The following is a 20,366-nucleotide window of genomic DNA, read 5'->3' on the forward strand; positions in this document are numbered from 1 at the left end:
CCGTGAGAGGACGTGAGAATTTGGGCACATACGGTGAATCCAAAATCGGCCTGGTTCGGAAAGTGAATGAAGATTCCTTTTATATCAGCCACGAGAAAAACGTACTGGCCGTAGCCGACGGTATGGGCGGCTATGTAGGCGGTGAAATCGCCAGCAAGACGGCCGTAGAAGCGATAGCTTATTATTTCAAGAACTTTAGTTATGCAGCACCGGTACAGCTGGAGAAAGCCATTCAATATGCGAATTCCAGCATCCTCAGCAAGACCTTGATCGACCCTTCGCTCAAGGGCATGGGGACGACCGTGTCCATGGTGACCCTGGCTCGTCATATGGCCTTCTGGGGCCACGTCGGTGACAGCCGCATCTACTTATACCGCGACGGGGAATTCAAACAGATTTCCGTCGACCATACGATCGTCCAGGTCCTGCTCGAAAAGGGCAAGATAACTGAAGAAGAAGCGATGGATCATCCCCAGCGCCATGTGCTGACCAGAGCCGTCGGCGTCGATGAGAACTTGGTCGTCGACAGCGGAGCCTTTGAAGTACAGCCGAAAGATCGCATCCTGATTTGTTCCGACGGCTTGACATCATTCATCCAGAAACAGGAACTCTACGATGCTATCGGCGATTACCGCCGGACAGAACGGGAAATCATCAATGATCTCTTTGCCCGCGTCTATGAAAACGGGGCGAAAGATAATATCACGGCAATTTTAACAACCATATAATCGGGAACGACTATGAAAGTGGTGGAATAGCTAAAAATGATTGGTCATATCTTAGATAACAGATACAAGATATTGGAAAAAGTAGGCACAGGCGGCATGGCCAGCGTGTACAAAGCACAGGATATCCTCCTGGACCGGATCGTCGCCGTAAAAATACTTCATTCAAAATACGGCAACGACCACGATTTTGTCGTCCGCTTCCGCCAGGAAGCCCAGGCGGCTGCCAAATTGTCACACCCCAATATTGTCAATATATACGACGTCGGCTACGATGAAAATGTCCATTACATCGTCATGGAATTCGTGCGCGGCGAAACGTTAAAAGAATACATCGAAAAACACGGCCACCTGCCGATCAACACGTCGATACAGATTGCCTTCGATATCGGCGAAGCCCTGGAAAATGCTCATGCCAACGGCATTGTCCACTGCGACATCAAGCCTCATAATATCCTGGTCACCGAGACAGGACGCATCAAAGTCGCCGATTTCGGCATCGCCCGGGCTGTGAATTCCGTCGAAAACAGCGACCGTACCGTCCTCGGCTCAGTCCATTATTTTTCACCGGAACAGGCCAGTGGCGGCCATATCGACGAACGGACGGATATTTATTCCCTAGGCGTCGTCATGTATGAAATGATGACTGGCGTCGTCCCTTTCCAGGGCGATACGGCCATCAGTATCGCCTTGAAGCACGTCCAGGACGATATTCCCTTGCCGACGAAGTACAACCGCCGTATCCCGCGGCTCGTCGAACAGGTCATCCTCAAGGCCATGGCCAAGAACCCGGACGACCGCTTCCAGTCCATCGGCGAGATGATGTCGGAACTGCGCCTGTCCCAGGGTTTCATCAATACCAACGGCGCTCGGCCGATCATCAGCAAGGGTCCGTATAACTTCGGCACGCAGAAATTACAGCCTATCAAGGAAAAGGACCTGCCCGAAGAAGAACCGAAAGAAAAGAAGAAGAACCCCTTCACGCGGTTCATGGATTCTATCAGCAATCATTCGCAGAAAACTATCATCATCGGTATGCTCGGCGTCTTCCTCGTCGCCTTTGTCTGGGCCTTCTTTTCCTTTGGGAATTTTTGGAGTACCGAAGACATTACCGTACCGGATGTGACGGGTAAACAGGTCGAAATCGCCAAGAAGATACTGAAAGATAAGAAACTCGACGTTTCCGTCAAGGAAGTGGAAAGCGACGAAGTGCCAGTCGGCGAAGTCATTTCCCAGACACCGTCTGGCGGAGCCGTCGTCAAGGCCAACCGGACCATTTACCTGACCGTCAGCAAGGGGAATAAAGGTGAAGAAGTCCTCATACCGGACCTGCGGAGCCTGACCCTCGATGAGGCCGAAAAGAAACTGAAGGAAAGCGGCCTGTCTGTGGGCAAGGTGCGCTACAAAGAGAGCGCTCAGTATGCCGACGGGACCATCATCGACCAGGACCCGGAATCGCCGAAGAAAGTCGAAAAGGGGACGAAAGTCGACCTCGTCGTCTGCCGTAAGAGCGAAGCCGAAAAAGAAGCAGAAGCGGCCAAGAATGAAGCCCCTAATACGAGCGGCATGAGCCTCGATGCGGCCGTGAAGGCCCTGGAAAGCGCCGGCTATTCCGTCGGCAGCGTGTCCAACCTCGATTCGTCGAAGGACAGCTCTCAGGCCGTCGTCACGGGCCAGACGTCGGAAGACGGCAAGGTCGTCAACTTGTCCGTCGAATATCCGTCGTCCCAGAGCAGCCAGAGCTCGCCGTCGAGCAGCTCCGGCGGCTCCGATGGCAGTGCCAATAACCAGGAACCGGCCGGGACGCCTCATTACGGGACGGTCAATATCAGCGTACCGTCTGGCGCTTCCAGCCAGCATGTCCAGATCGTCGTATCCGACGACAATGGCTCGCGCGTCGTCTATGACCGCAGCCAGGCCGGCGGCGACAACATCTCTAAGAGCGTCAGCGGCACGGGCAAGACGAGAGTCAAAGTATACATCAACAATTCGTTAGTACAGGACCAGTATATCTAAGGGGAGGAACATGACAAAAGGACGCGTCATCAAGAACTATAACGGCTATTATTACGTCGATGTCGGCCGGGAAGGGCTCATCGAGTGCCGACGCCGCGGCAAATTGCTGAAAGCGAAGATCCTCGTCGGCGACGAGCTGGAAATCACCGAGCTGGGCCAGGACAAGGGCGTCATCGAAGCCCTGCTGCCCCGGCGCAACCAGATACGCCGGCCGGCCGTGGCCAATATCGACCAGCTCCTGGTCATCATGGCGGCCAAGTCGCCGGATCCGAACCAGTTCCTCGTCGATAAGATGCTCATGACCTGTGAATACGGCGGCATCCATCCGACGCTGTGCTTCAATAAGTGCGACCTGGACCGGGAGACGGCCGAATCCTACAAGGCCTTTTATGAACGCTGCGGCTATGACGTCTATCTCGTGTCGGCCAAGACCGGCGAAGGCCTCGATACCCTGCGTAATCTGCTGCCCCACCGCATGACGGCCTTTTCCGGCCCGTCGGGCGTCGGCAAGTCGAGCCTGCTGTCCCAGATCCTGGGCCGGGAAGACTTGTCCGTCGGCGCCGTCAGCGAAAAGATCAAGCGCGGCCGCCATACGACACGCCATTCGGAAATCATGCGCCTCGACAGCGATACGTATGTCGTCGATACGCCGGGATTCAGCTCTCTCGACTTCGAGCACCTCGACCCGAAGGAAGTCCTGCGCCTCTTCCCGGACATGCTGCCCTACAGCGGCGGCTGCAAGTTCTCGTCGTGTCTCCATCTGTCCGAACCGGAATGTACGGTCAAACAGGCCGTCGCTGACGGCCATATCCAGAAAGAACGGTATGACACATACTGTAAGATACTCACTTCCATTGCAGAAAGGAAACGATAGTCATGGTAACCATTTGCCCATCTATATTATCGGCGGACTTCTCCCGCCTGGCTGAAGACATTCAGGACGTCGAACGGAAGGGGGCAGATTGTATCCATCTCGACTTGATGGACGGCCATTTCGTGCCGAACCTGACCTTTGGCGTCCCCGTCGTCAAGGCTCTGCGTAGCTGCACCAAGCTGCCCTTCGATGCCCATCTCATGGTAGAACATCCGGAAACCTACATCGACGGCCTGGCTGCTGCCGGTGTCCAGTACGTCACGGTCCATCAGGAAGCCTGCACCCATCTCGACCGGGTCCTGCAGCAGATCCACGAAGCAGGCATGAAAGGCGGCGTCGCCCTCAACCCGGCGACCCCCGTATCGACTTTGTCCTGCCTGGCCGGGCAGCTGGACATGATCCTCATCATGAGCGTCAACCCCGGCTTCGGCGGCCAGAAGTTCATTCCTTATGCCATCGATAAGATCCGCCAGGCCAAGGCGCTTCTGGAACAGGCCGGCAATACGACGGCTGTCATCGAAGTCGATGGCGGCGTCAATGCCAAGACCGTCCAGGCCGTCAAAGACGCCGGTGCGACCTTCCTCGTCGCCGGCAGTGCCGTCTTCGGAGCTGACGACCGGGCCGCTGCCATCGCGTCCTTGCGATAAGGACTTGTATTTCTTCTTTTCATGTGCTAAAATCATACATGTAGTTCAAATGAATAAGGATAGTCTTTGAGGCAAGGTGAGAAAGCGGCGCTTTCAATTCCTGACCGGCGGTGACAGTCCGCTAACCCGCAAGGGTTGAACCGATGCAATTTCGGTACCGACAGTACAGTCTGGATGGGAAAAGACGACAGATTGTGTTTTTGTTGCGCTCAAAAGGCTATGGGAATCTTACGTCCATAGCCTTTTTTTATCTTGCGAATCTGAATAGAAGGGAAGGAATACATTGGAACCGGCAGAGTATATGAAAAAAGCCCTGGAATTGGCAAAGACCGCCCTGGGCTATACGACACCCAATCCTGCCGTCGGCTGCGTCATCGTCAAAGATGGCGAAATCGTCGGCACGGGATACCATCATAAGGCCGGCACGCCTCATGCCGAAGTATGGGCATTGCGTGAAGCTGGCGAACGGGCGAAGGGGGCTACGGTCTATGTGACCCTCGAACCTTGTGCCCATTACGGGAGAACGCCGCCTTGTGCCCGGACCCTCGTCGAAAAAGGCGTCGGCAAAGTCGTCATGGCCATGCTCGACCCCAACCCCTTAGTGGCTGGCAAGGGCGCGGCTATCTTGCGTAAAGCCGGCATCGCCGTCGAAGTCGGCCTTATGTCGAAAGAAGCGGCTCAGCTCAATGAAGTCTTCATCAAGAACATGATGGTCCAGAAGCCGTTCATTGCCATCAAACTGGCACAGAGCCTCGATGGCCGCACGGCCTCGCGGACTGGGAAATCCCAGTGGATCACCAACGAATGGGCCCGCAGCTACGGCCACTATCTGCGCTCCATCTACGATGGCATTTTGGTTGGCATCAATACGGTCCTGACGGATAATCCCCTCCTGACCAGCCGTATCGAACGGCCCGGCCAGGACGCACCGCATCAGCCTGTACGCGTCGTACTGGATACCAAAGGACGGACACCTTTGAATTCACTCGTCGTCACCGATAAGACGACGCAGACCCTTATCGTCACGACGTCTTTGTGCCCCGTAGAGAAGATGAAGGCTTTGAAAAACGCCGGCGTCCGCGTCATCCTGGCTCCGCTCCAGGACGGCAAGACCATTTACTTGCCTGACGCCTTGCAGCTCCTGCATGATGAAGGACTGACCAGCATCCTCGTCGAAGGCGGCAGCACCATCCAGGGGAGCTTCTTCGATGCCCGTCTGGTCGATAAGATTTATGCCTTCGTCGGCGACAAGGTTATCGGTGGTACTGGCGCTTTGCCGTCGGTAGGCGGCTGCGGCGTCGATGAGCTCGATGAATGTATGCCGCTGGTCTATGATTCGGTAGAGCTCCATGAAAATAACATATTGATTACGGCATATAATGCCAATAGGGAGGGTGCCTATGTTCACTGGCATCATTGAGGAACTGGGGACGATTGCCCATATGGACCGCCGCCCCGATTCCATCCGCCTGACCATTCAGGCACACAAAGTATTAGAAGGCACGCAGCTCGGCGACAGCATTGCCGTCAACGGCGTCTGCCTGACCGTCACGGATATGACGGACTCGACCTTTTCGGCCGACGTCATGCATGAAACCATGCGCCGCTCGTCGTTCAGCACTATCAAGAGCGGTTCCCAAGTCAACCTCGAACGGGCCATGCAGGTCGGCGGCCGCCTGGGCGGTCATATCGTCAGCGGCCATATCGACGGCATCGGCCACGTCGCCCGCATCGCAACCGATGGCATTGCCCGGGTCATCACCATTTCCATCCCCAAGGACATGGAGCCGTTCATCGTCGAAAAAGGCTCTATCACCATCGACGGCATCAGCCTGACTGTCGTATCCGTCGGCAGCAGCCAATTTTCCGTTTCCATCATTCCCCATACCATGGCCAATACGACGCTCATGGATAAGCATCCGGGCGCTATCGTCAACTTGGAAACGGATGTCATCGGGAAATATGTCCATAGCTTTACCGTCGGTCATCCGTCGTCGGCGTCTTCGGGCCTGACGATGGAAAAACTGCTGGAAAATGGATTTTAACATAATATTTCAGAATAGGAGTGTTTTACAATGGTACAAGTCAAAGAAGGTAAATTAATCGGTTCTGGTGCGAAGTTCGGCATCGTCGTCGCACGTTTCAACGAATTCATCTGCAGCAAGCTCCTCGGCGGCGCTTACGACGCTCTCCATCGCCATGGCGTCGATGACGCAGACATTACGACGGCCTGGGTCCCGGGCGCCTTTGAAATCCCCCTGATCGCCCAGAAAATGGCAGAATCGGGCAAATACGACGCCGTCATCTGCCTCGGTGCCGTCATCCGCGGCGCTACCAGCCACTATGACCTCGTCTGCGGTGAATCGGCCAAAGGCATCGCCCAGGCATCCCTCAAGACGGGCATCCCCATCATGTTCGGCGTCATCACGACAGAAAACATCGAACAGGCCATCGAACGGGCTGGCACAAAAGCCGGCAACAAAGGCTTCGACGTCGCTACTAGCGCCATCGAAATGGTCAACCTCATCAAAGAATTATAAACACAAGCGAAGTTATAAAAAGGGCTGTCTCTCCGGGCGGATGCTGGGAAAGGCAGCCCTTGCTTTATTGAACTGCGGCTGGCTGTACTTTGACCGGGCGATATGGTACAATGTTACATAGTTATGAATGCGTATCAGACATAAATATTGAGAGAGAAGGAGCGCTGCCCATGAGCTCTTTAGCTATATTGATTTTGACAAAAAATGAAGAAGACAATATCGTCGACGTCGTGGAAAATGCCAAGAAATGCATCCCCGAAGTCCTGGTCATCGACTCTGGGAGTACTGATAAGACCGTAGAACTGGCCCAAGCCCATGGGGCAAAAGTTTGCTTCCGTGCCTGGACCGACGATTTCGCAGCCCAGCGCAATTTCGCCTTGGAACAGACCACAGCGGACTGGGTGCTGTATCTCGATGCCGATGAACGGCTGAATGACGAACTTATTGCGGATATAAAACGCGTCATTGAAAATACGCCCATGGATACACAATATGCCATTACCCGTAAGTCCGTCGCTTTTGGCGTCACTTTCAATCATGGCGTCCTCGACCCGGATCATGTACGGCGTATGTTTCCGCGGACGACTGTTTCCTGGGTCAATAAAGTCCACGAACATCCCGAATGCGATTTGCCGGACAAACGGTTGAAAGGCTATATCGAACATCATACCTATCGTGACTGGCATGAATGGGAAGAAAAACTGTGCTTATATACGACGATTTGGGCCGAAGATGCCTATAAACGGGGAAAACGGACTTCGATGCTAGGCATCCTCATGCACAGCATCGGTGGCTTCTTCAAGATGTTCGTTCTCCGCAAAGGCTTCCTAGATGGAGGCATCGGTTCGTATTTGTGCTGCACTCATTTTTTCTATACCATGTTGAAATATTTGAAATTGCATGAATTGCAACGGATTCATCAGAGCAAATAAATTTTATAAAGAGGTGATAGTTCGTGTTTCTAAAAAAATTTAGTGTCAAAAATTTCAAGAATTTTAAAAATACTTTTACCATTGATTTTTCGGATGTCAAGGACTATCACTATAGCACACAATGCATTTCACAAGGGCTCATCAAAAATGCCATCATTTATGGCAAGAACGCTGTAGGAAAAACGAATTTTGGTTTAGCTATCGCCGATATTACCTATCATTTAGTGGATAAAAATGGCATTGCAAAATCGATTATTAACTACTGCAATGCCGATGCGGATTCGGATGTCGTTTCTTTTTCCTACGTTTTTCAACGGGAACACGATGAAATTACTTATAAGTATAGCAAGAAGACGGCCAAAGAACTCGTTTTAGAAGAGTTGTGGCTGAACGACCGATTGGTTTTTTCCTTTGATTATAGCAAGCAAACGGGAGATTTCAGTCACTTGAAAGAATATCAGCTTGATACATTGAACTGGGAATTTCGCGATAGCGGCATTTCTGTTTTACGATATATGGCGAATAATTTACCTCTTGACGGAAAAAATCCTGTCAAGGAAGTCATGAAATTTGTCAGCGGTATGCTGTGGTTCCGCAGCCTAGGAAATAATAACGAATTTGTTGGCTTCTCTACGGTGACCGAATCGATGGCCGACTATATCATAAAAAATGGATTTGTTCATGAATTTGAGGAATTCCTGAATACCTATGGTGTCCATGAGCAAATCTGTGCGGCTTCGCAGGCAGATGGCAAAAAAAGCCTGTTTTTCAAGCATACACGGCTCGTGCCTTTCTTTGAGGCTTCTAATGGGACGTGTGCGTTACTGACCTTCTTTTATTGGTATAAGCAGTCCGAGCATATCAGCTTTTTGTTTATTGATGAATTTGATGCTTTTTACCATTATGAATTAGCTGAAAAGATTGTCAAATTACTGGAAGAAAAATTCCCGATTCAAACCATCCTGACGTCGCATAATACTGGCTTACTAAGTAATCGCATCATGCGGCCTGATTGCTATTTCTTACTGCTTCCTGATAAAATCATCTCCCTTGCCAATGCAACGGATAGGGAATTACGGGAAGGCTATAATTTGGAAAATTTGATGAAGCATGGTGAATTCGATGAATAAAAAAATTTGGCAGTGCCTGTCTGTTATGTATTTATGAATATAATCTGAAAATGATTGAATAGCTGAATCGAAAATAGATGCGCGTGGCTATTTGGGCAACAAAGGCTTCGACGTCGCTACCAGCGCCATCGAAATGGTCAACCTCATCAAAGAATTATAAAAGCAAGCGAAATCACAAAGGGCTGTCTCTCCAGGCGGATGCTGGGAAAGGCAGCCCTTGCTTTATAGAACTGCGGCCGGCTGTACTTTGACTGGGCGATATGGTACAATGTAACGTAGTTATCAATGCGTATCAGATAGATGAAAATGTAGAAAATAGCCATAATCCGTAAATAGGATGGTCAAAGAGGCAGTGAATTTAATGGACGAAGAAAATGTAGGATTACACGAGTTTGTGGAAGTTAAGCTAAAAAATAAAAACTGTAGTTATAATAGGCATGTTAAACTTGAAGTAAGAATCGGAGATAATCTTTGTATAAAAACTGGCGAATTTAATAAATATTATAGACTGATTGATAGAGAAAAAGATAGATATCAAGAAGTAATTCGAAATGCTGATGAGAAATTAATCCATAGCTGTATAGAGCCACTTTCGAAGCACATAAATCATGGCAGTGCTAACAAGAAAAAATGATATCTTTGATGACAAAAGATTGCAGTATCTAAGGCTGTATATGGTTTTTCTATATTTTACTGAAATGAATATATTCGAATACTGACAATAAGAAGGGATTGAATTTTAATGGAGTCACAAATTCCATTGGCTTTGAGACAATATGGATTAGGATGTATATTGATTTTATATAGTTTTTCTTTATTTGGTAATATCTCCACTGCAACCTATAATATTACACTTGGTATTTTAAGTATATTTTTATTTGCAGTCTATTTTAAAAAATATATAATGCATAGAAAATACATATTTAGAAGAGATGGCTTTGTTGCACTTTATTTAATTTTTGTAGTTTCATTAATTTTTGCAGCTATAGGGTTAGGACAGGAAGCCTCTATAAAATATACATTCAATTATATTTTATTTTCTTTGCCTCTTTGGGTTTTATTTTTCCTTTTAACTCTTGATTCAAGGTATGTTACTTTTATTCAAATCGGAATTTTGATAGCTGGATTATATTATTTGATACAAGTCATTTCGCTTGGAAATTTGGTATTTACTGAGCGAGTATCTGTTTCGTTTAGTACTGCAAATCGATTTGCCATGGCTTTAGAAATAATACTTCCATTCTTTAGTTTATCTCTTTATCATTTTAGTAAATTTAGGAGAAAGCATCCTGCTTATTTTATTACTTTTATGATTTTGCTTATTGCAACGTTGGGGTTATTTGTTGCCTTGTTGGCAACTCAATCCAGAGGTGGAATCGCGGCCTGCGGAGTAGGTTTCTTAGCTGTTTTATTACTATGGATATTCCAAAATAAATATTCTTTTCGGTTGGTAAAGAAGTTATTTCTTTTTTTCACAATATTAATCGTTTTTGCTTCAAGTAGTATATTTATTACATTGCATGTCGCACATCGGCCTTATGATCAGGAAAGACTTTTATTGTTACAATCAACATTCCATATGTGGGAAAATCATAAATTATTTGGTATCGGGATGGGAAATTGGCAAAAGGAATATCAACAACACTATATATTGCCTCAAGCTAAGGAACCAACCTTGCCTTTTCCACATAATAATACAGCATCATTTTTTTCTATGTCTGGAACAGTAGGGGGAATAGGTTACTTAATTTTTAGTTTAGGTAGTATGGTGTTTTTAATAAAGAAGATAGATGAAAGACCAGATAATTATTATGTTTATGCTATGCTATGGGTTTGTGTTGCTATATTTTCTCATGGTATGGTGGATAACACGTTATACAATAAGGACATTACGAGAATGTTTTATGGCATGTGGGGAATTACTATGGCGTCTCTTTATCTTCCACTAGTAAAGAAATGAGGATTTTATGAGTACATTGACAATTGTAATATTAACTAAAAATGAGGAAACATATATTGAAAATGCGATTAAAAATGCAAAAAAATGCACGGACGATGTGTTGGTTATTGATTCGGGGAGTACAGATTCTACGATAAATTTAGCATTAAAAGAGGGCGCAAGGACTGTTTTTCATGAACTGAATGATGATTTTGCAGCTCAACGAAATTTTGCTCTTACGCAAACTGATTCTGAGTGGATTATGTACCTTGATGCCGATGAACGCCTTGATAAAATTTTATGTGAATATATAACAAGTATTGTTCAGAGTAATAATAAAGCACGTCAATATGGCATGGAAAGGTATATGCTTTTTAACGGATATGAATTCCATCATGGAATTTTTTCTCCAGATTGTGTATACAGATTGTTTCCAAGGGATAAGGTACATTGGGTTGGTAAAGTCCATGAGCATCCAGAATGTAATTTACCTAAAGAAATACTGAAAGGTAAAATGCAGCATTATACTTATAAAAGCTGGCATCAGTGGCTAATGAAGGCAGATTATTATACAACAATTTGGGCGGAAGAAAGATATCAGCAAGGAAAAAGAGTATCTTTAGGAACAGCCTTTTTACATGCAAGTTTAGGCGCCTTGAGAGCTTTACTTATCAAAAGAGCTTTTTTAGATGGTTGGATGGGAATTATTTCATGTGGGCAGCATGGCTTTTATACTATGCTTAAATATGTGAAATTGTATGAATTGCAGAAGAAAAATGAAAAGGATTGAAAATGGAAAAAATTACGCTTGCTTTAGCAGCTGATAATAATTATGCGCAACATTTGGCAGTAGCCTGTGCATCAATTTTGAAAAACACCTTGCATCCAGAAAAAATATATTTCTATGTTTTGAATGATGATATTTCATCAGAAAATCAAGACTTAATTATGCAGACTGTACATGATTTAAAAGGGGAAGTTCGGTTTATTTCAGTAGATAATAAAAAGGTTCATGGCTTTACTAGTGGTCATATTAGTAAAGCTGCTTATTTGCGACTTACTATTGATCAAGTGCTTCCGGAAACTGTCACTAAGGTTATCTATTTTGACACAGATTTAGTCGTATTAGATGATGTGGAGAAGTTATGGAACCTTTCCCTAGAGGGGAAACCACTAGGCGCAGTTTGTGATTTTGGCATTATGAAATCCAAAAGGATGCGGCGGCAAAAGTTTGAGACGTTAGGATTGCCGGAGGGAGACCCTTATTTTAATTCAGGCGTTCTTATCATGGATTTACAACAGTGGCGGCAAAAAAGATATGGAAGCTTAGTTATTGGTACGGTAACTCAACATGCTTTCCGTCATCACGATCAAGATGGCCTGAATAAGGTTTTTATGAACAATTGGAAAAACATCCCGCTTAGATGGAATGTTATTCCGCCTGTATTTACGATGCCCTTAAAAGTATTATGTCATACTTCATTAAGGGTAAAGGCTTTAGAGGCTATGAAAAATCCGGCTGTTTTTCACTGGGCTGGAAGATATAAACCTTGGGAATTCCCTTTGGAGGGGCCTTTCAATCATTTATATTATAGTTATCTAAAATGGACAACTTTTAGAGACCATCCAATGCCGCAGCCTAGTGCAGATATGAAGGGAAAATCAATTAAAAGGCAAAATTTACGCATGAAGTGGGCAGGCTTTTGGAAAAAAAATTTAGGGTAAGAGAGCGCGAAAGTCAATGGAATTGAATCATTTTATAATCAATGCTATAAATGCAAAAGAACGGCAACATAATATCTCTTCGGTATTTCATAGACTTGGATTGGAGCCTGGATTTTTTCCAGCAATTATGGGAAATCAATTGACTAAAGATCAAATAGGTCATTATGTAGATGATGGAGGGCTCCTTACTTTAGGTGAAATTGGCTGTGCATTATCCCACTTATCTATATACAAGAAATTTTTACAGACAAATGAAAAATATATTTTTGTCTTTGAAGATGATGTTGAAATACGGGATGATTTTCCTCAATTAGCGCCTGCAGTGGCGAATTTTATAGGTAATCAAAAGAAAGGAGCTGTTTTACTTTTATATAAAGCAAAAGCACATACAAGAAAAGTTCAATCTATCGGACAATCTTCCGTTCATATTCTTCGTTCCATGGCTGGTTCAGCAGCCCATGGCTATGTCATTAATCGTGTTGCTGCTGAAAATATTTTGAAAGCACAGACCCCTTTGGCTTTTGAGATTGATGCATGGGCATTATATTATAAGCTATTATATTTGGATATTTTTTGCCTGGATCAGAACGTTGTTTTTTTAAATCAAGAGTTGGCTAATGCCTCTCTTATTGATGCAGTAGATAATCGTCATACAGGTTCGTCTAGAGACATTAAAAAAATTAAAGACTATTCTTTTCAACGCTTACTTCGACGATATTCTTGGGAAAAAAGATTATTTGTTGAATATAAACGACTTGAACGCCATATTGATTCGCTTTTTTATGATGAAGATTATTGAGGAGAGGCTATTATATGTCACATATTAAAATATTTATTGACGGTATTATGCATTTAGGGGACATGATTATGTCTTCCTCGGTTATCCCTGTTTTAAAAAAAGCATATCCCGATTCTGAAATTATATATTTGGCAACCGCGAATTTAGCCTATGTAGCTTCATTTTTTGAAGGTATCGATCAAGTCATTCCCTATACGTATCAAAGTAAAGGTGGATATATGGATGTATATCGTATGGGAAAGATGCTCCGTAAATATAACTTTGATATAGGAATTTCTCTTGATCCTCGCGAACGAGTTACTTTAATGAAATGGTTTGCACATATTCCGATTCGAATTAGTATGGAGCAAGCTCTAGGATGGAAATTAGGTTGGGAAAAATGGTTTTATACCAATGATTTATCGTTTTCAGATGGGTGGAATTATAAAGAGCATAGAATGTCGGAAAGTTTTCAACATTTAATGTGTTTATATACGAATGATTCGGAAATGAAATTTATTCCTCCGAGCTTTCGCCCTTCATCTAATGTTGATATGCAAACTGCAACCCAATTATTAAAACCTGCTGGTAATGATAAAAAGAAAATAGCTTTTTGTGTAGCGACGACAGATGGATTTAAAGATTGGCCGTCAGATAAATTTTCTGTTATTGCAGATTGGCTAATAGAAAAATATAATAGTGTCATTATTATGACAGGTATCCCAAAACATACTAATAAAGTTTATCAAATTATTGAATATATGAATCACAAAGATTCATGTATTAATGTTGTTGGTAAAACATCTTTTTCAGAATTAATCGCTTTATTCCGTCAAATTGATTTGGTATTGACTTTGGATACCGGAACGTCACATATTGCAGGTGCGGCGGGGTGTCCGGTTATTACTATCTTTACACATAATTCACCAGCTATATACAAACCGGCAGGGGAATATACAGGAGCTGTTAGTGCATATCTGCCTTGTTCGGGAAAACATATTTGCATTGGGCCACGCAAATGTAAGAAAAATGATTGTGTAGAGGCGGTAACTGTATCTATGGTTCAAAAAGAAATATCTCGTATAATGGAGATGATATGAGTGAAATCGTTTAGCGATAACTTTTTTAGCAAAGACAATTTTATTACTACCCAATATGACTATAATTATTTGAAAGAATCTCAGCCAAGTTGCCATATTTGTTATAATGTTAATAATCAATTTATTCACATTATGGGAGTTTCTATTATTTCTGTTTTGGAAAATAATAAAGAAATGAACTTTACATTTTATGTTTTTACGGATAGTTGTGATAGGGAAAACCGAGAAAAAATTAGAACTTTGGCTCAAAAATGGAATTGCAGATGCGTTGTGTATATTTTGAACATGAAGCCATTTGAGGACTTTCATATTAAGGTTTCTCGTTTTTCAAGAATTACATATGCACGATTATATATGCCTAAGGTGTTGAAAGGAAAGGTAAAGAAATATATTTATCTTGATGCCGATACAATGTGTGTCAATTCTATTCAGCCATTATGCCATTTAGATATGAATGGTACACCCATGGGGGCTGTATCGGAACGAGATTCAGCGATTACTTATCGAGCGGACTTTTTAAAATTAAAGAGTGGAAAATACTTTAACGATGGGGTTATGGTTGTTGATGTAAATTCATGGGAAAATGCTTCTATTACAGAAAAGGCATTTTCATATCAAAATGAACCGCGTGAACGTTTTTTAGGGCAAAGTCAAGATGTTTTAAATCTTGTTTTTGATGGAGCTAATTATCACTTACCTGCTTGCTACAATGTTTACGATGGCGGTGCATATGACCAAGGTGATAGCGTTTTTATTCATTGGACGGGGCGCCGGAAACCTTGGCAAATGGTATTGACGGATTTTGACGCACAGTGGCGGAAATACAATGCACTATCGCCTTGGCCTACTATTACTAATATTTTACCGATAAAGAAGCCTGAAAATTATCATGATTTCCAGCAGTGGGGACGATATCAGAAAGCGCATGGAAATATGGCAGGATATTTTAAAGGTATTTTTTGGTATTCATGGTTACGGATTCGTTATAAATTGCATATTTAAATACTTCGTGCTTATAATATAGCCTCTATAGATTCTTATTACAATCTATAGGGGCTATATTTGTAACAAACTCTTTGTTTCTCTTTGTTTTTCAAAAGCATCATAATGGTCTGAATGGAATTTTATGGTATAATAAATATAATGTGCTAAAAGGAAAGTAGGAATTTATATGAATATAGCGATTGCCGGGACCGGGTATGTCGGTCTTTCAAATAGTATGTTGTTGGCACAGCATAATGATGTCATTGCTTTAGATATTATTCCAGAAAAAGTGGCTATATTGAATGAAGGAAAATCGCCGATTATAGATAGCGACATCTCGGCTTTTTTGCAGCGTGATGATTTACACTTCAAGGCGACCTTGGACCCCGTAGAGGCTTTTACGGATGCAGATTTCGTCATTATTTCAACGCCGACTAATTATGATCCGCAGAAGAATTTTTTTGATACGTCTTCCGTAGAAGCGGTCATTGAAGAAGTATTGGATATCAATCCGGAAGCGGCCATGGTCATTAAATCGACAGTTCCTGTCGGCTACACTCAGCATATCAAGGAACGCTACCATACCGACAATATTATGTTTTCGCCGGAATTTTTGCGGGAAGGCAAGGCCCTGTATGATAATCTTCATCCGTCGCGTATCGTCGTCGGTGAACGGTCGGAACGGGCTAAAGTCTTTGCCAATCTGCTGGCCGAAGGCGCGGTGAAGAAGGATATCCCCATGTTGTTTACTGGTTCCACGGAAGCCGAAGCTATCAAACTCTTTGCCAATACATATCTGGCTTTGCGCGTAGCCTATTTCAATGAACTCGATTCGTATGCTGAAATGCGTAGCCTGAGTACGAAGGAAATCATCGAAGGCGTCTGCCTCGATCCCCGTATTGGTGATTTTTATAACAATCCTTCCTTTGGCTACGGCGGATACTGCCTGCCGAAGGATACGAAGCAGCTTTTGGCCAATTATCAGGATGTCCCGCAGAACCTCATTTCGGCCATTGTCGCTGCCAACCGGACGCGGAAGGACCACATTGCCGATATGATCATCGCCAAGAATCCCCGCATCGTCGGCGTCTATCGGCTGACGATGAAGAGCCATTCAGATAATTTCCGGGCCTCGGCCATCCAGGGTGTCATGAAGCGCATCAAGGCCAAAGGCATCGAAGTAGTCGTCTATGAACCGACCCTGAAAGCGGATGGCTTTTTCCATTCCCGCGTCATCCGCGACTTGAACGAGTTCAAGAAGATGAGCGATATTATTATTTCCAACCGCTGGGCAGAAGAACTTAGCGACGTTCAGGATAAAGTCTATACGCGGGATATCTTTGACCGCGACTGAAAGGGAGTCGATGATAATGACAGATTTTAAACCTTTTGATAGTGCAAACAAAGTCTTGATTACCGGTGCCGCCGGTTTCATTGGATTCCATTTGGCCAAGCGCCTGCTGGCCATGGGGGCCACCATCCTTGGCCTGGATAACCTTAACGATTATTATGATGTTTCCTTGAAAGAAAGTCGGCTGGATATTCTACGCCAGTTCCCGGCATTTACCTTCGTCAAAGGGGACTTGGCTGATGAAAAAGTCGTGAATGATATCTTTACGTCATTTCAGCCGGATATTGTCGTAAACCTGGCGGCCCAGGCCGGAGTGCGTTACAGCATCGACCATCCCCGCTCCTATATCGATTCCAACATTATCGGGTTCTTTAATATCCTCGAAGCCTGCCGTCATCATAAGGTATCTCATTTGCTCTTTGCTTCCAGTTCTTCGGTCTATGGCAATCAGCAGAAGACGCCTTTTTCGACGACCGATAATGTCGACCATCCCATCAGTCTCTATGCAGCGACGAAGAAGTCCGACGAACTCATGGCTTACACATATAGCCATCTTTATGGCATCCCGGCGACAGGGTTGCGTTTCTTTACCGTCTATGGGCCTTTCGGCCGCCCCGACATGGCTTATTTCAAATTTGCCAATAAGATTCGCAGAGGAGAGGCAATCCAGATTTATAATCACGGCGACATGTATCGGGACTTCACCTATGTCGATGATATTGTCACCGGCATTGAACACATGCTGTGCAATCCGCCGAAGAAAAATGAACTAGGCGATTCGTATAAAATCTATAACATTGGCAACCATAAACCGGAACAGCTCATGCATTTTATTGAAGTCCTGGAAAAGGCCCTGGGCAAAACGGCAGAAAAAGAATATCTGCCCATGCAGCCTGGTGATGTATACCAGACCTATGCTGACGTCAGCGAATTACAGCGCGACTTCGATTTCAAGCCGGAAACGACGATTGAAGAAGGGCTGGGGAAATTCGCCCAATGGTATAAAGCTTATTACAAAGTATAAATCCATTATTTTTATGATGAGGTGTTATCGTGTTTGAACAATTTTTTTTATCGATGCAGCAGGATATAAAACTGTTTCTAATTTTTCCTATTTTATGTGCGATATTTCGCGCTGTATTTATTAAAGTCTATTCGCCTTATGAAACGTTGAAAGGACGATGGAATGTCGTATGGCATTGCTTTCGATACGGCTTTTGGTGGGGCATGGATTTTAATGCATATGCATTTTTATTGCCACTTATTTTTGTTTCATTGCCCGGGCTATTTTTTACTTCCTATTATGCACTAGGAAATGATGTAAGGCTTTGGGCTGGCATGATATATGCTATGGTGCTTTATATTGCTTTTATTGGTAAAATGATTTTTTACAATCATTTTCATGACACTTATAATCAGATTTTACGTCTTGGTGGAAAGGCGGAAAAGCATAACTTGCTTGATATTTTTTTTCATCAGGACCATGGACTCTTATTTATACTTATAGGGATTCCTTATTGGTGGATTGTTAAATTTTCTATTCAAGCCTTCCTTTCTTTGCCAAGTGTTAGTTATCCTCATTTTTCCTCCCCTATCCTGGCGTATGGTTTTAATGTTATTGTATGTGTTGCCATTATTTTAGGGTTTTATTGGTTCCGTTATGGAGGAACTTTAAGCCACGACGATAAACCGGAATGGGATACAATTCCCAGCATTGTTAAGAAGGACATTTTTTTTGCTAAAGCTACGGTAGATGATTTAGTCGCCTTGGAACAAGTAAAAAAACACAAATTGAATGATGCTTACAAGCATAGTGATGAAGAAGATTTAACATCTTTAAAGGCTATTCTGCCAGCAGGTCGTGACAATATTGAAAAGTATCCTAATCCCGTATATGCGTTCCAACACCATGCGAAAGGTCCTAGAATCTCTAAACCATCGCATATTTTTCTTCTTGTTGGTGAAAGTTATTTACAGCAGCTATTTGATCCAGCATATGCATGCTTAAATATTACGTCAGGTGGGAAACGGCTAATGAATGATCCACATACGGCAATATTAACCAATTCCCTGTCGGCAGGTATTATTTCGAGACCCTCTATTGTTAGCTTGATGTCAGGTATTTTTGATGCTGGGTTAGAATTAAATGAAAAAGAAACGTTTTGGCAGGGAACAGTACCGACTGCACTGCCTCTTCAGTTGAAAAAGTTAGGCTATACATCGACATACTGGTATGGTGGTAATGTAACTTATGGAAATTTCAATCAGTTTGCTCCTGCTTGCGGCTTTGACCGAGTCATGACGGCTACCGATTTTTGCGGTCCTCATGCTCCCAAGACTTGGGTTGGTGTCTATGATAATGTCTTTTTGGAAAAAGCAGCTGAACTGATTCAGAAAGACAATCCGGACCAGCTATCGTTCCACTTTGTCTACACCACATCTTATCATGGGCCGTTTAAAATTAATTTGAAAAAATACGGCTATGATACAGAAGCTGTTATGCCCAATGCTCCTGAAGATATAAAACAGAGTAAAGAATTGCAAAAAAATCTAGGTACATTTTGGTTATCGGATCAGGCTATTGGGAATTTTATTGACACTATGCGTAAAGTTTACCCAGATAGCTTATTTATTGTTACGGCAGACCATGCTATTACGATGACTCCTTTACAAAAGACGTCCTTAATGAATCGTGATTGCTCTATCCGAGAACGCCATTGTCCGGTATTTATGCTGAATCATCGCGATTTAGATCAAAGCATTTTTGCTGGTAATACTATTGGCAGCCATATGAATATTATGCCGACCATTTTTGAATTAATAGCCCCTAAGGGATTTACGTATTATTCGTTATTTTCTTCTTTAACTGAACCTATTGACCACTTAGTTTCTCCATACCATTGGCTTCGTCCAGATGCTTATGGGACTTTTGAAAATAATTTTTACCAACCATTGGGGGAAAATCACGCCGAAAATGAAATTTGTGAAGGACCTATTCCCTATATCGCAGAGAATGAAGCTTGGAAAAATTTAACTGGCTATATGGTTCGCCATCCTGAATTATTGCAATCTAAAGAGATATTACTTTCAGAAGTAGAGAGAGGGTGAAACAAATGTACTACAAAATGATGTATGAATCGCCGTTGGGTCCGATGATTTTGGCGGCTAGTGATACGGCGCTGGTCGGGGCCTGGTTTGAAGGGCAGAAGTATTGTTATGGTGCCTTGCAGGGGGAAGTCCTGCGTGAAGAGGATACGCCTATCCTGCGCAAGGCGGCGCACTGGCTGGATGATTATTTTGCCGGGCGGATGCCGGCTATCATGACGCTGCCCCTGGCGCCGCAGGGCAGTGCGTTCCGCCGCCTCGTCTGGTATCTGCTCTGCCAGATTCCCTATGGTCAGACGACGACCTATGGTGATCTGGCTAAACAGATTGAAGAACGGACGGGAAAGAAGATGTCGGCTCAGGCCATCGGCGGCGCCGTAGGGCATAACCCCATTTCCATCATCATTCCCTGCCATCGCGTCTTAGGTGCCAATGGCAGAGCCACAGGCTATGCAGGCGGCATCGATAAAAAAATCACCCTCCTGCATCTGGAAGGGGTGGCTGTCAAAGCCTAGATTCA

20 protein-coding genes and 1 riboswitch are annotated in these 20,366 nt (G+C 44.3%); all 20 genes read left to right on the top strand.

The window, feature by feature from the left end; translation table 11 throughout:
• The first annotated feature begins 20 nt into the window (after positions 1 to 20).
• The 20 genes from ACFWUB_RS00230 to ACFWUB_RS00325 all read left to right on the top strand — a co-directional run bounded on the left by ACFWUB_RS00230 (position 21) and on the right by ACFWUB_RS00325 (position 20,361).
• A complete protein-coding gene (locus ACFWUB_RS00230) occupies positions 21 to 728 on the top strand; it encodes a Stp1/IreP family PP2C-type Ser/Thr phosphatase (protein WP_020311549.1) in 708 nt (235 codons plus the stop codon).
• Between the two features lie 36 nt (positions 729 to 764).
• Positions 765 to 2,741 carry a Stk1 family PASTA domain-containing Ser/Thr kinase gene (gene pknB / locus ACFWUB_RS00235; RefSeq protein ID WP_416183978.1) on the top strand — a complete coding sequence of 659 codons (1,977 nt, stop codon included), beginning with the start codon at positions 765 to 767 and terminating at the stop codon, positions 2,739 to 2,741.
• Positions 2,742 to 2,751: 10 nt separating this feature from the next.
• Complete coding sequence (gene rsgA / locus ACFWUB_RS00240; protein WP_020311547.1) at positions 2,752 to 3,615, top strand: ribosome small subunit-dependent GTPase A; 864 nt, start codon at positions 2,752 to 2,754, stop codon at positions 3,613 to 3,615.
• A 2-nt stretch (positions 3,616 to 3,617) separates the two neighbouring features.
• Positions 3,618 to 4,262: a ribulose-phosphate 3-epimerase gene (gene rpe, locus ACFWUB_RS00245; protein WP_416183979.1), complete on the top strand. Its 645-nt coding sequence runs from the start codon at positions 3,618 to 3,620 to the stop codon at positions 4,260 to 4,262.
• A gap of 58 nt (positions 4,263 to 4,320) precedes the next feature.
• Positions 4,321 to 4,452: riboswitch (FMN riboswitch) on the top strand.
• Positions 4,453 to 4,545: 93 nt separating this feature from the next.
• Positions 4,546 to 5,682: a bifunctional diaminohydroxyphosphoribosylaminopyrimidine deaminase/5-amino-6-(5-phosphoribosylamino)uracil reductase RibD gene (gene ribD / locus ACFWUB_RS00250; protein ID WP_416183980.1), complete on the top strand. Its 1,137-nt coding sequence runs from the start codon at positions 4,546 to 4,548 to the stop codon at positions 5,680 to 5,682.
• Positions 5,663 to 6,307 carry a riboflavin synthase gene (locus ACFWUB_RS00255; RefSeq protein WP_020310651.1) on the top strand — a complete coding sequence of 215 codons (645 nt, stop codon included), beginning with the start codon at positions 5,663 to 5,665 and terminating at the stop codon, positions 6,305 to 6,307. Before ribD ends, ACFWUB_RS00255 begins: the two co-directional genes overlap by 20 nt.
• Positions 6,308 to 6,337: 30 nt before the next feature.
• The gene (ribE, locus tag ACFWUB_RS00260; RefSeq protein WP_014016697.1) at positions 6,338 to 6,802 is read left to right on the top strand and encodes a 6,7-dimethyl-8-ribityllumazine synthase; all 465 of its coding nucleotides are present in this window, start codon (positions 6,338 to 6,340) and stop codon (positions 6,800 to 6,802) included.
• Between the two features lie 194 nt (positions 6,803 to 6,996).
• Entirely contained in the window at positions 6,997 to 7,734 is a 738-nt protein-coding gene (locus ACFWUB_RS00265) for a glycosyltransferase family 2 protein (protein ID WP_416183981.1), read from the top strand.
• A gap of 23 nt (positions 7,735 to 7,757) precedes the next feature.
• Entirely contained in the window at positions 7,758 to 8,864 is a 1,107-nt protein-coding gene (locus ACFWUB_RS00270; RefSeq protein WP_416183982.1) for an AAA family ATPase, read from the top strand.
• A gap of 361 nt (positions 8,865 to 9,225) precedes the next feature.
• Positions 9,226 to 9,498, top strand: coding sequence for a hypothetical protein (locus ACFWUB_RS00275; protein WP_278969604.1), 273 nt, complete (start codon positions 9,226 to 9,228; stop codon positions 9,496 to 9,498).
• 108 nt (positions 9,499 to 9,606) lie between these two features.
• Complete coding sequence (locus ACFWUB_RS00280; protein WP_416183983.1) at positions 9,607 to 10,824, top strand: O-antigen ligase family protein; 1,218 nt, start codon at positions 9,607 to 9,609, stop codon at positions 10,822 to 10,824.
• Between the two features lie 7 nt (positions 10,825 to 10,831).
• Entirely contained in the window at positions 10,832 to 11,593 is a 762-nt protein-coding gene (locus ACFWUB_RS00285) for a glycosyltransferase family 2 protein (protein ID WP_020723931.1), read from the top strand.
• Between the two features lie 2 nt (positions 11,594 to 11,595).
• Positions 11,596 to 12,528: a glycosyltransferase family 8 protein gene (locus tag ACFWUB_RS00290; RefSeq protein ID WP_416183984.1), complete on the top strand. Its 933-nt coding sequence runs from the start codon at positions 11,596 to 11,598 to the stop codon at positions 12,526 to 12,528.
• Between the two features lie 16 nt (positions 12,529 to 12,544).
• Positions 12,545 to 13,327 (top strand): glycosyltransferase family 25 protein, encoded by a 783-nt coding sequence (locus ACFWUB_RS00295; RefSeq protein WP_416183985.1) that lies wholly within the window; start codon positions 12,545 to 12,547, stop codon positions 13,325 to 13,327.
• Between the two features lie 14 nt (positions 13,328 to 13,341).
• Positions 13,342 to 14,406, top strand: a complete 1,065-nt coding sequence (locus tag ACFWUB_RS00300; RefSeq protein WP_292298862.1) for a glycosyltransferase family 9 protein — start codon at positions 13,342 to 13,344, stop codon at positions 14,404 to 14,406.
• Positions 14,407 to 15,408 carry a glycosyltransferase family 8 protein gene (locus tag ACFWUB_RS00305; protein WP_020310592.1) on the top strand — a complete coding sequence of 334 codons (1,002 nt, stop codon included), beginning with the start codon at positions 14,407 to 14,409 and terminating at the stop codon, positions 15,406 to 15,408.
• A gap of 169 nt (positions 15,409 to 15,577) precedes the next feature.
• On the top strand, positions 15,578 to 16,744 hold the full coding sequence (locus tag ACFWUB_RS00310; RefSeq protein WP_416183986.1) for a nucleotide sugar dehydrogenase: 1,167 nt from the start codon (positions 15,578 to 15,580) through the stop codon (positions 16,742 to 16,744).
• Between the two features lie 16 nt (positions 16,745 to 16,760).
• Positions 16,761 to 17,765: an NAD-dependent epimerase gene (locus tag ACFWUB_RS00315; protein ID WP_020310590.1), complete on the top strand. Its 1,005-nt coding sequence runs from the start codon at positions 16,761 to 16,763 to the stop codon at positions 17,763 to 17,765.
• Between the two features lie 29 nt (positions 17,766 to 17,794).
• Entirely contained in the window at positions 17,795 to 19,849 is a 2,055-nt protein-coding gene (locus ACFWUB_RS00320) for an LTA synthase family protein (RefSeq protein WP_416183987.1), read from the top strand.
• A gap of 5 nt (positions 19,850 to 19,854) precedes the next feature.
• On the top strand, positions 19,855 to 20,361 hold the full coding sequence (locus ACFWUB_RS00325) for a methylated-DNA--[protein]-cysteine S-methyltransferase (RefSeq protein ID WP_020310588.1): 507 nt from the start codon (positions 19,855 to 19,857) through the stop codon (positions 20,359 to 20,361).
• The last annotated feature ends 5 nt before the right edge of the window (positions 20,362 to 20,366 follow it).

Source organism: Megasphaera sp. (assembly GCF_047831605.1).
Classification (GTDB): domain Bacteria; phylum Bacillota; class Negativicutes; order Veillonellales; family Megasphaeraceae; genus Megasphaera; species Megasphaera intestinihominis.

What these genes read in the sequence shown, in the direction of transcription:
- pknB (WP_416183978.1), top strand. Translation starts at nt 765, where the DNA reads ATGATTGGTCATATCTTAGATAACAGATACAAGATATTGGAAAAAGTA.
- rsgA (WP_020311547.1), top strand. Translation starts at nt 2,752, where the DNA reads ATGACAAAAGGACGCGTCATCAAGAACTATAACGGCTATTATTACGTC.
- rpe (WP_416183979.1), top strand. Translation starts at nt 3,618, where the DNA reads ATGGTAACCATTTGCCCATCTATATTATCGGCGGACTTCTCCCGCCTG.
- ACFWUB_RS00255 (WP_020310651.1), top strand. Translation starts at nt 5,663, where the DNA reads ATGTTCACTGGCATCATTGAGGAACTGGGGACGATTGCCCATATGGAC.
- ribE (WP_014016697.1), top strand. Translation starts at nt 6,338, where the DNA reads ATGGTACAAGTCAAAGAAGGTAAATTAATCGGTTCTGGTGCGAAGTTC.
- ACFWUB_RS00275 (WP_278969604.1), top strand. Translation starts at nt 9,226, where the DNA reads ATGGACGAAGAAAATGTAGGATTACACGAGTTTGTGGAAGTTAAGCTA.
- ACFWUB_RS00280 (WP_416183983.1), top strand. Translation starts at nt 9,607, where the DNA reads ATGGAGTCACAAATTCCATTGGCTTTGAGACAATATGGATTAGGATGT.
- ACFWUB_RS00285 (WP_020723931.1), top strand. Translation starts at nt 10,832, where the DNA reads ATGAGTACATTGACAATTGTAATATTAACTAAAAATGAGGAAACATAT.
- ACFWUB_RS00290 (WP_416183984.1), top strand. Translation starts at nt 11,596, where the DNA reads ATGGAAAAAATTACGCTTGCTTTAGCAGCTGATAATAATTATGCGCAA.
- ACFWUB_RS00295 (WP_416183985.1), top strand. Translation starts at nt 12,545, where the DNA reads ATGGAATTGAATCATTTTATAATCAATGCTATAAATGCAAAAGAACGG.
- ACFWUB_RS00300 (WP_292298862.1), top strand. Translation starts at nt 13,342, where the DNA reads ATGTCACATATTAAAATATTTATTGACGGTATTATGCATTTAGGGGAC.
- ACFWUB_RS00310 (WP_416183986.1), top strand. Translation starts at nt 15,578, where the DNA reads ATGAATATAGCGATTGCCGGGACCGGGTATGTCGGTCTTTCAAATAGT.
- ACFWUB_RS00315 (WP_020310590.1), top strand. Translation starts at nt 16,761, where the DNA reads ATGACAGATTTTAAACCTTTTGATAGTGCAAACAAAGTCTTGATTACC.
- ACFWUB_RS00325 (WP_020310588.1), top strand. Translation starts at nt 19,855, where the DNA reads ATGTACTACAAAATGATGTATGAATCGCCGTTGGGTCCGATGATTTTG.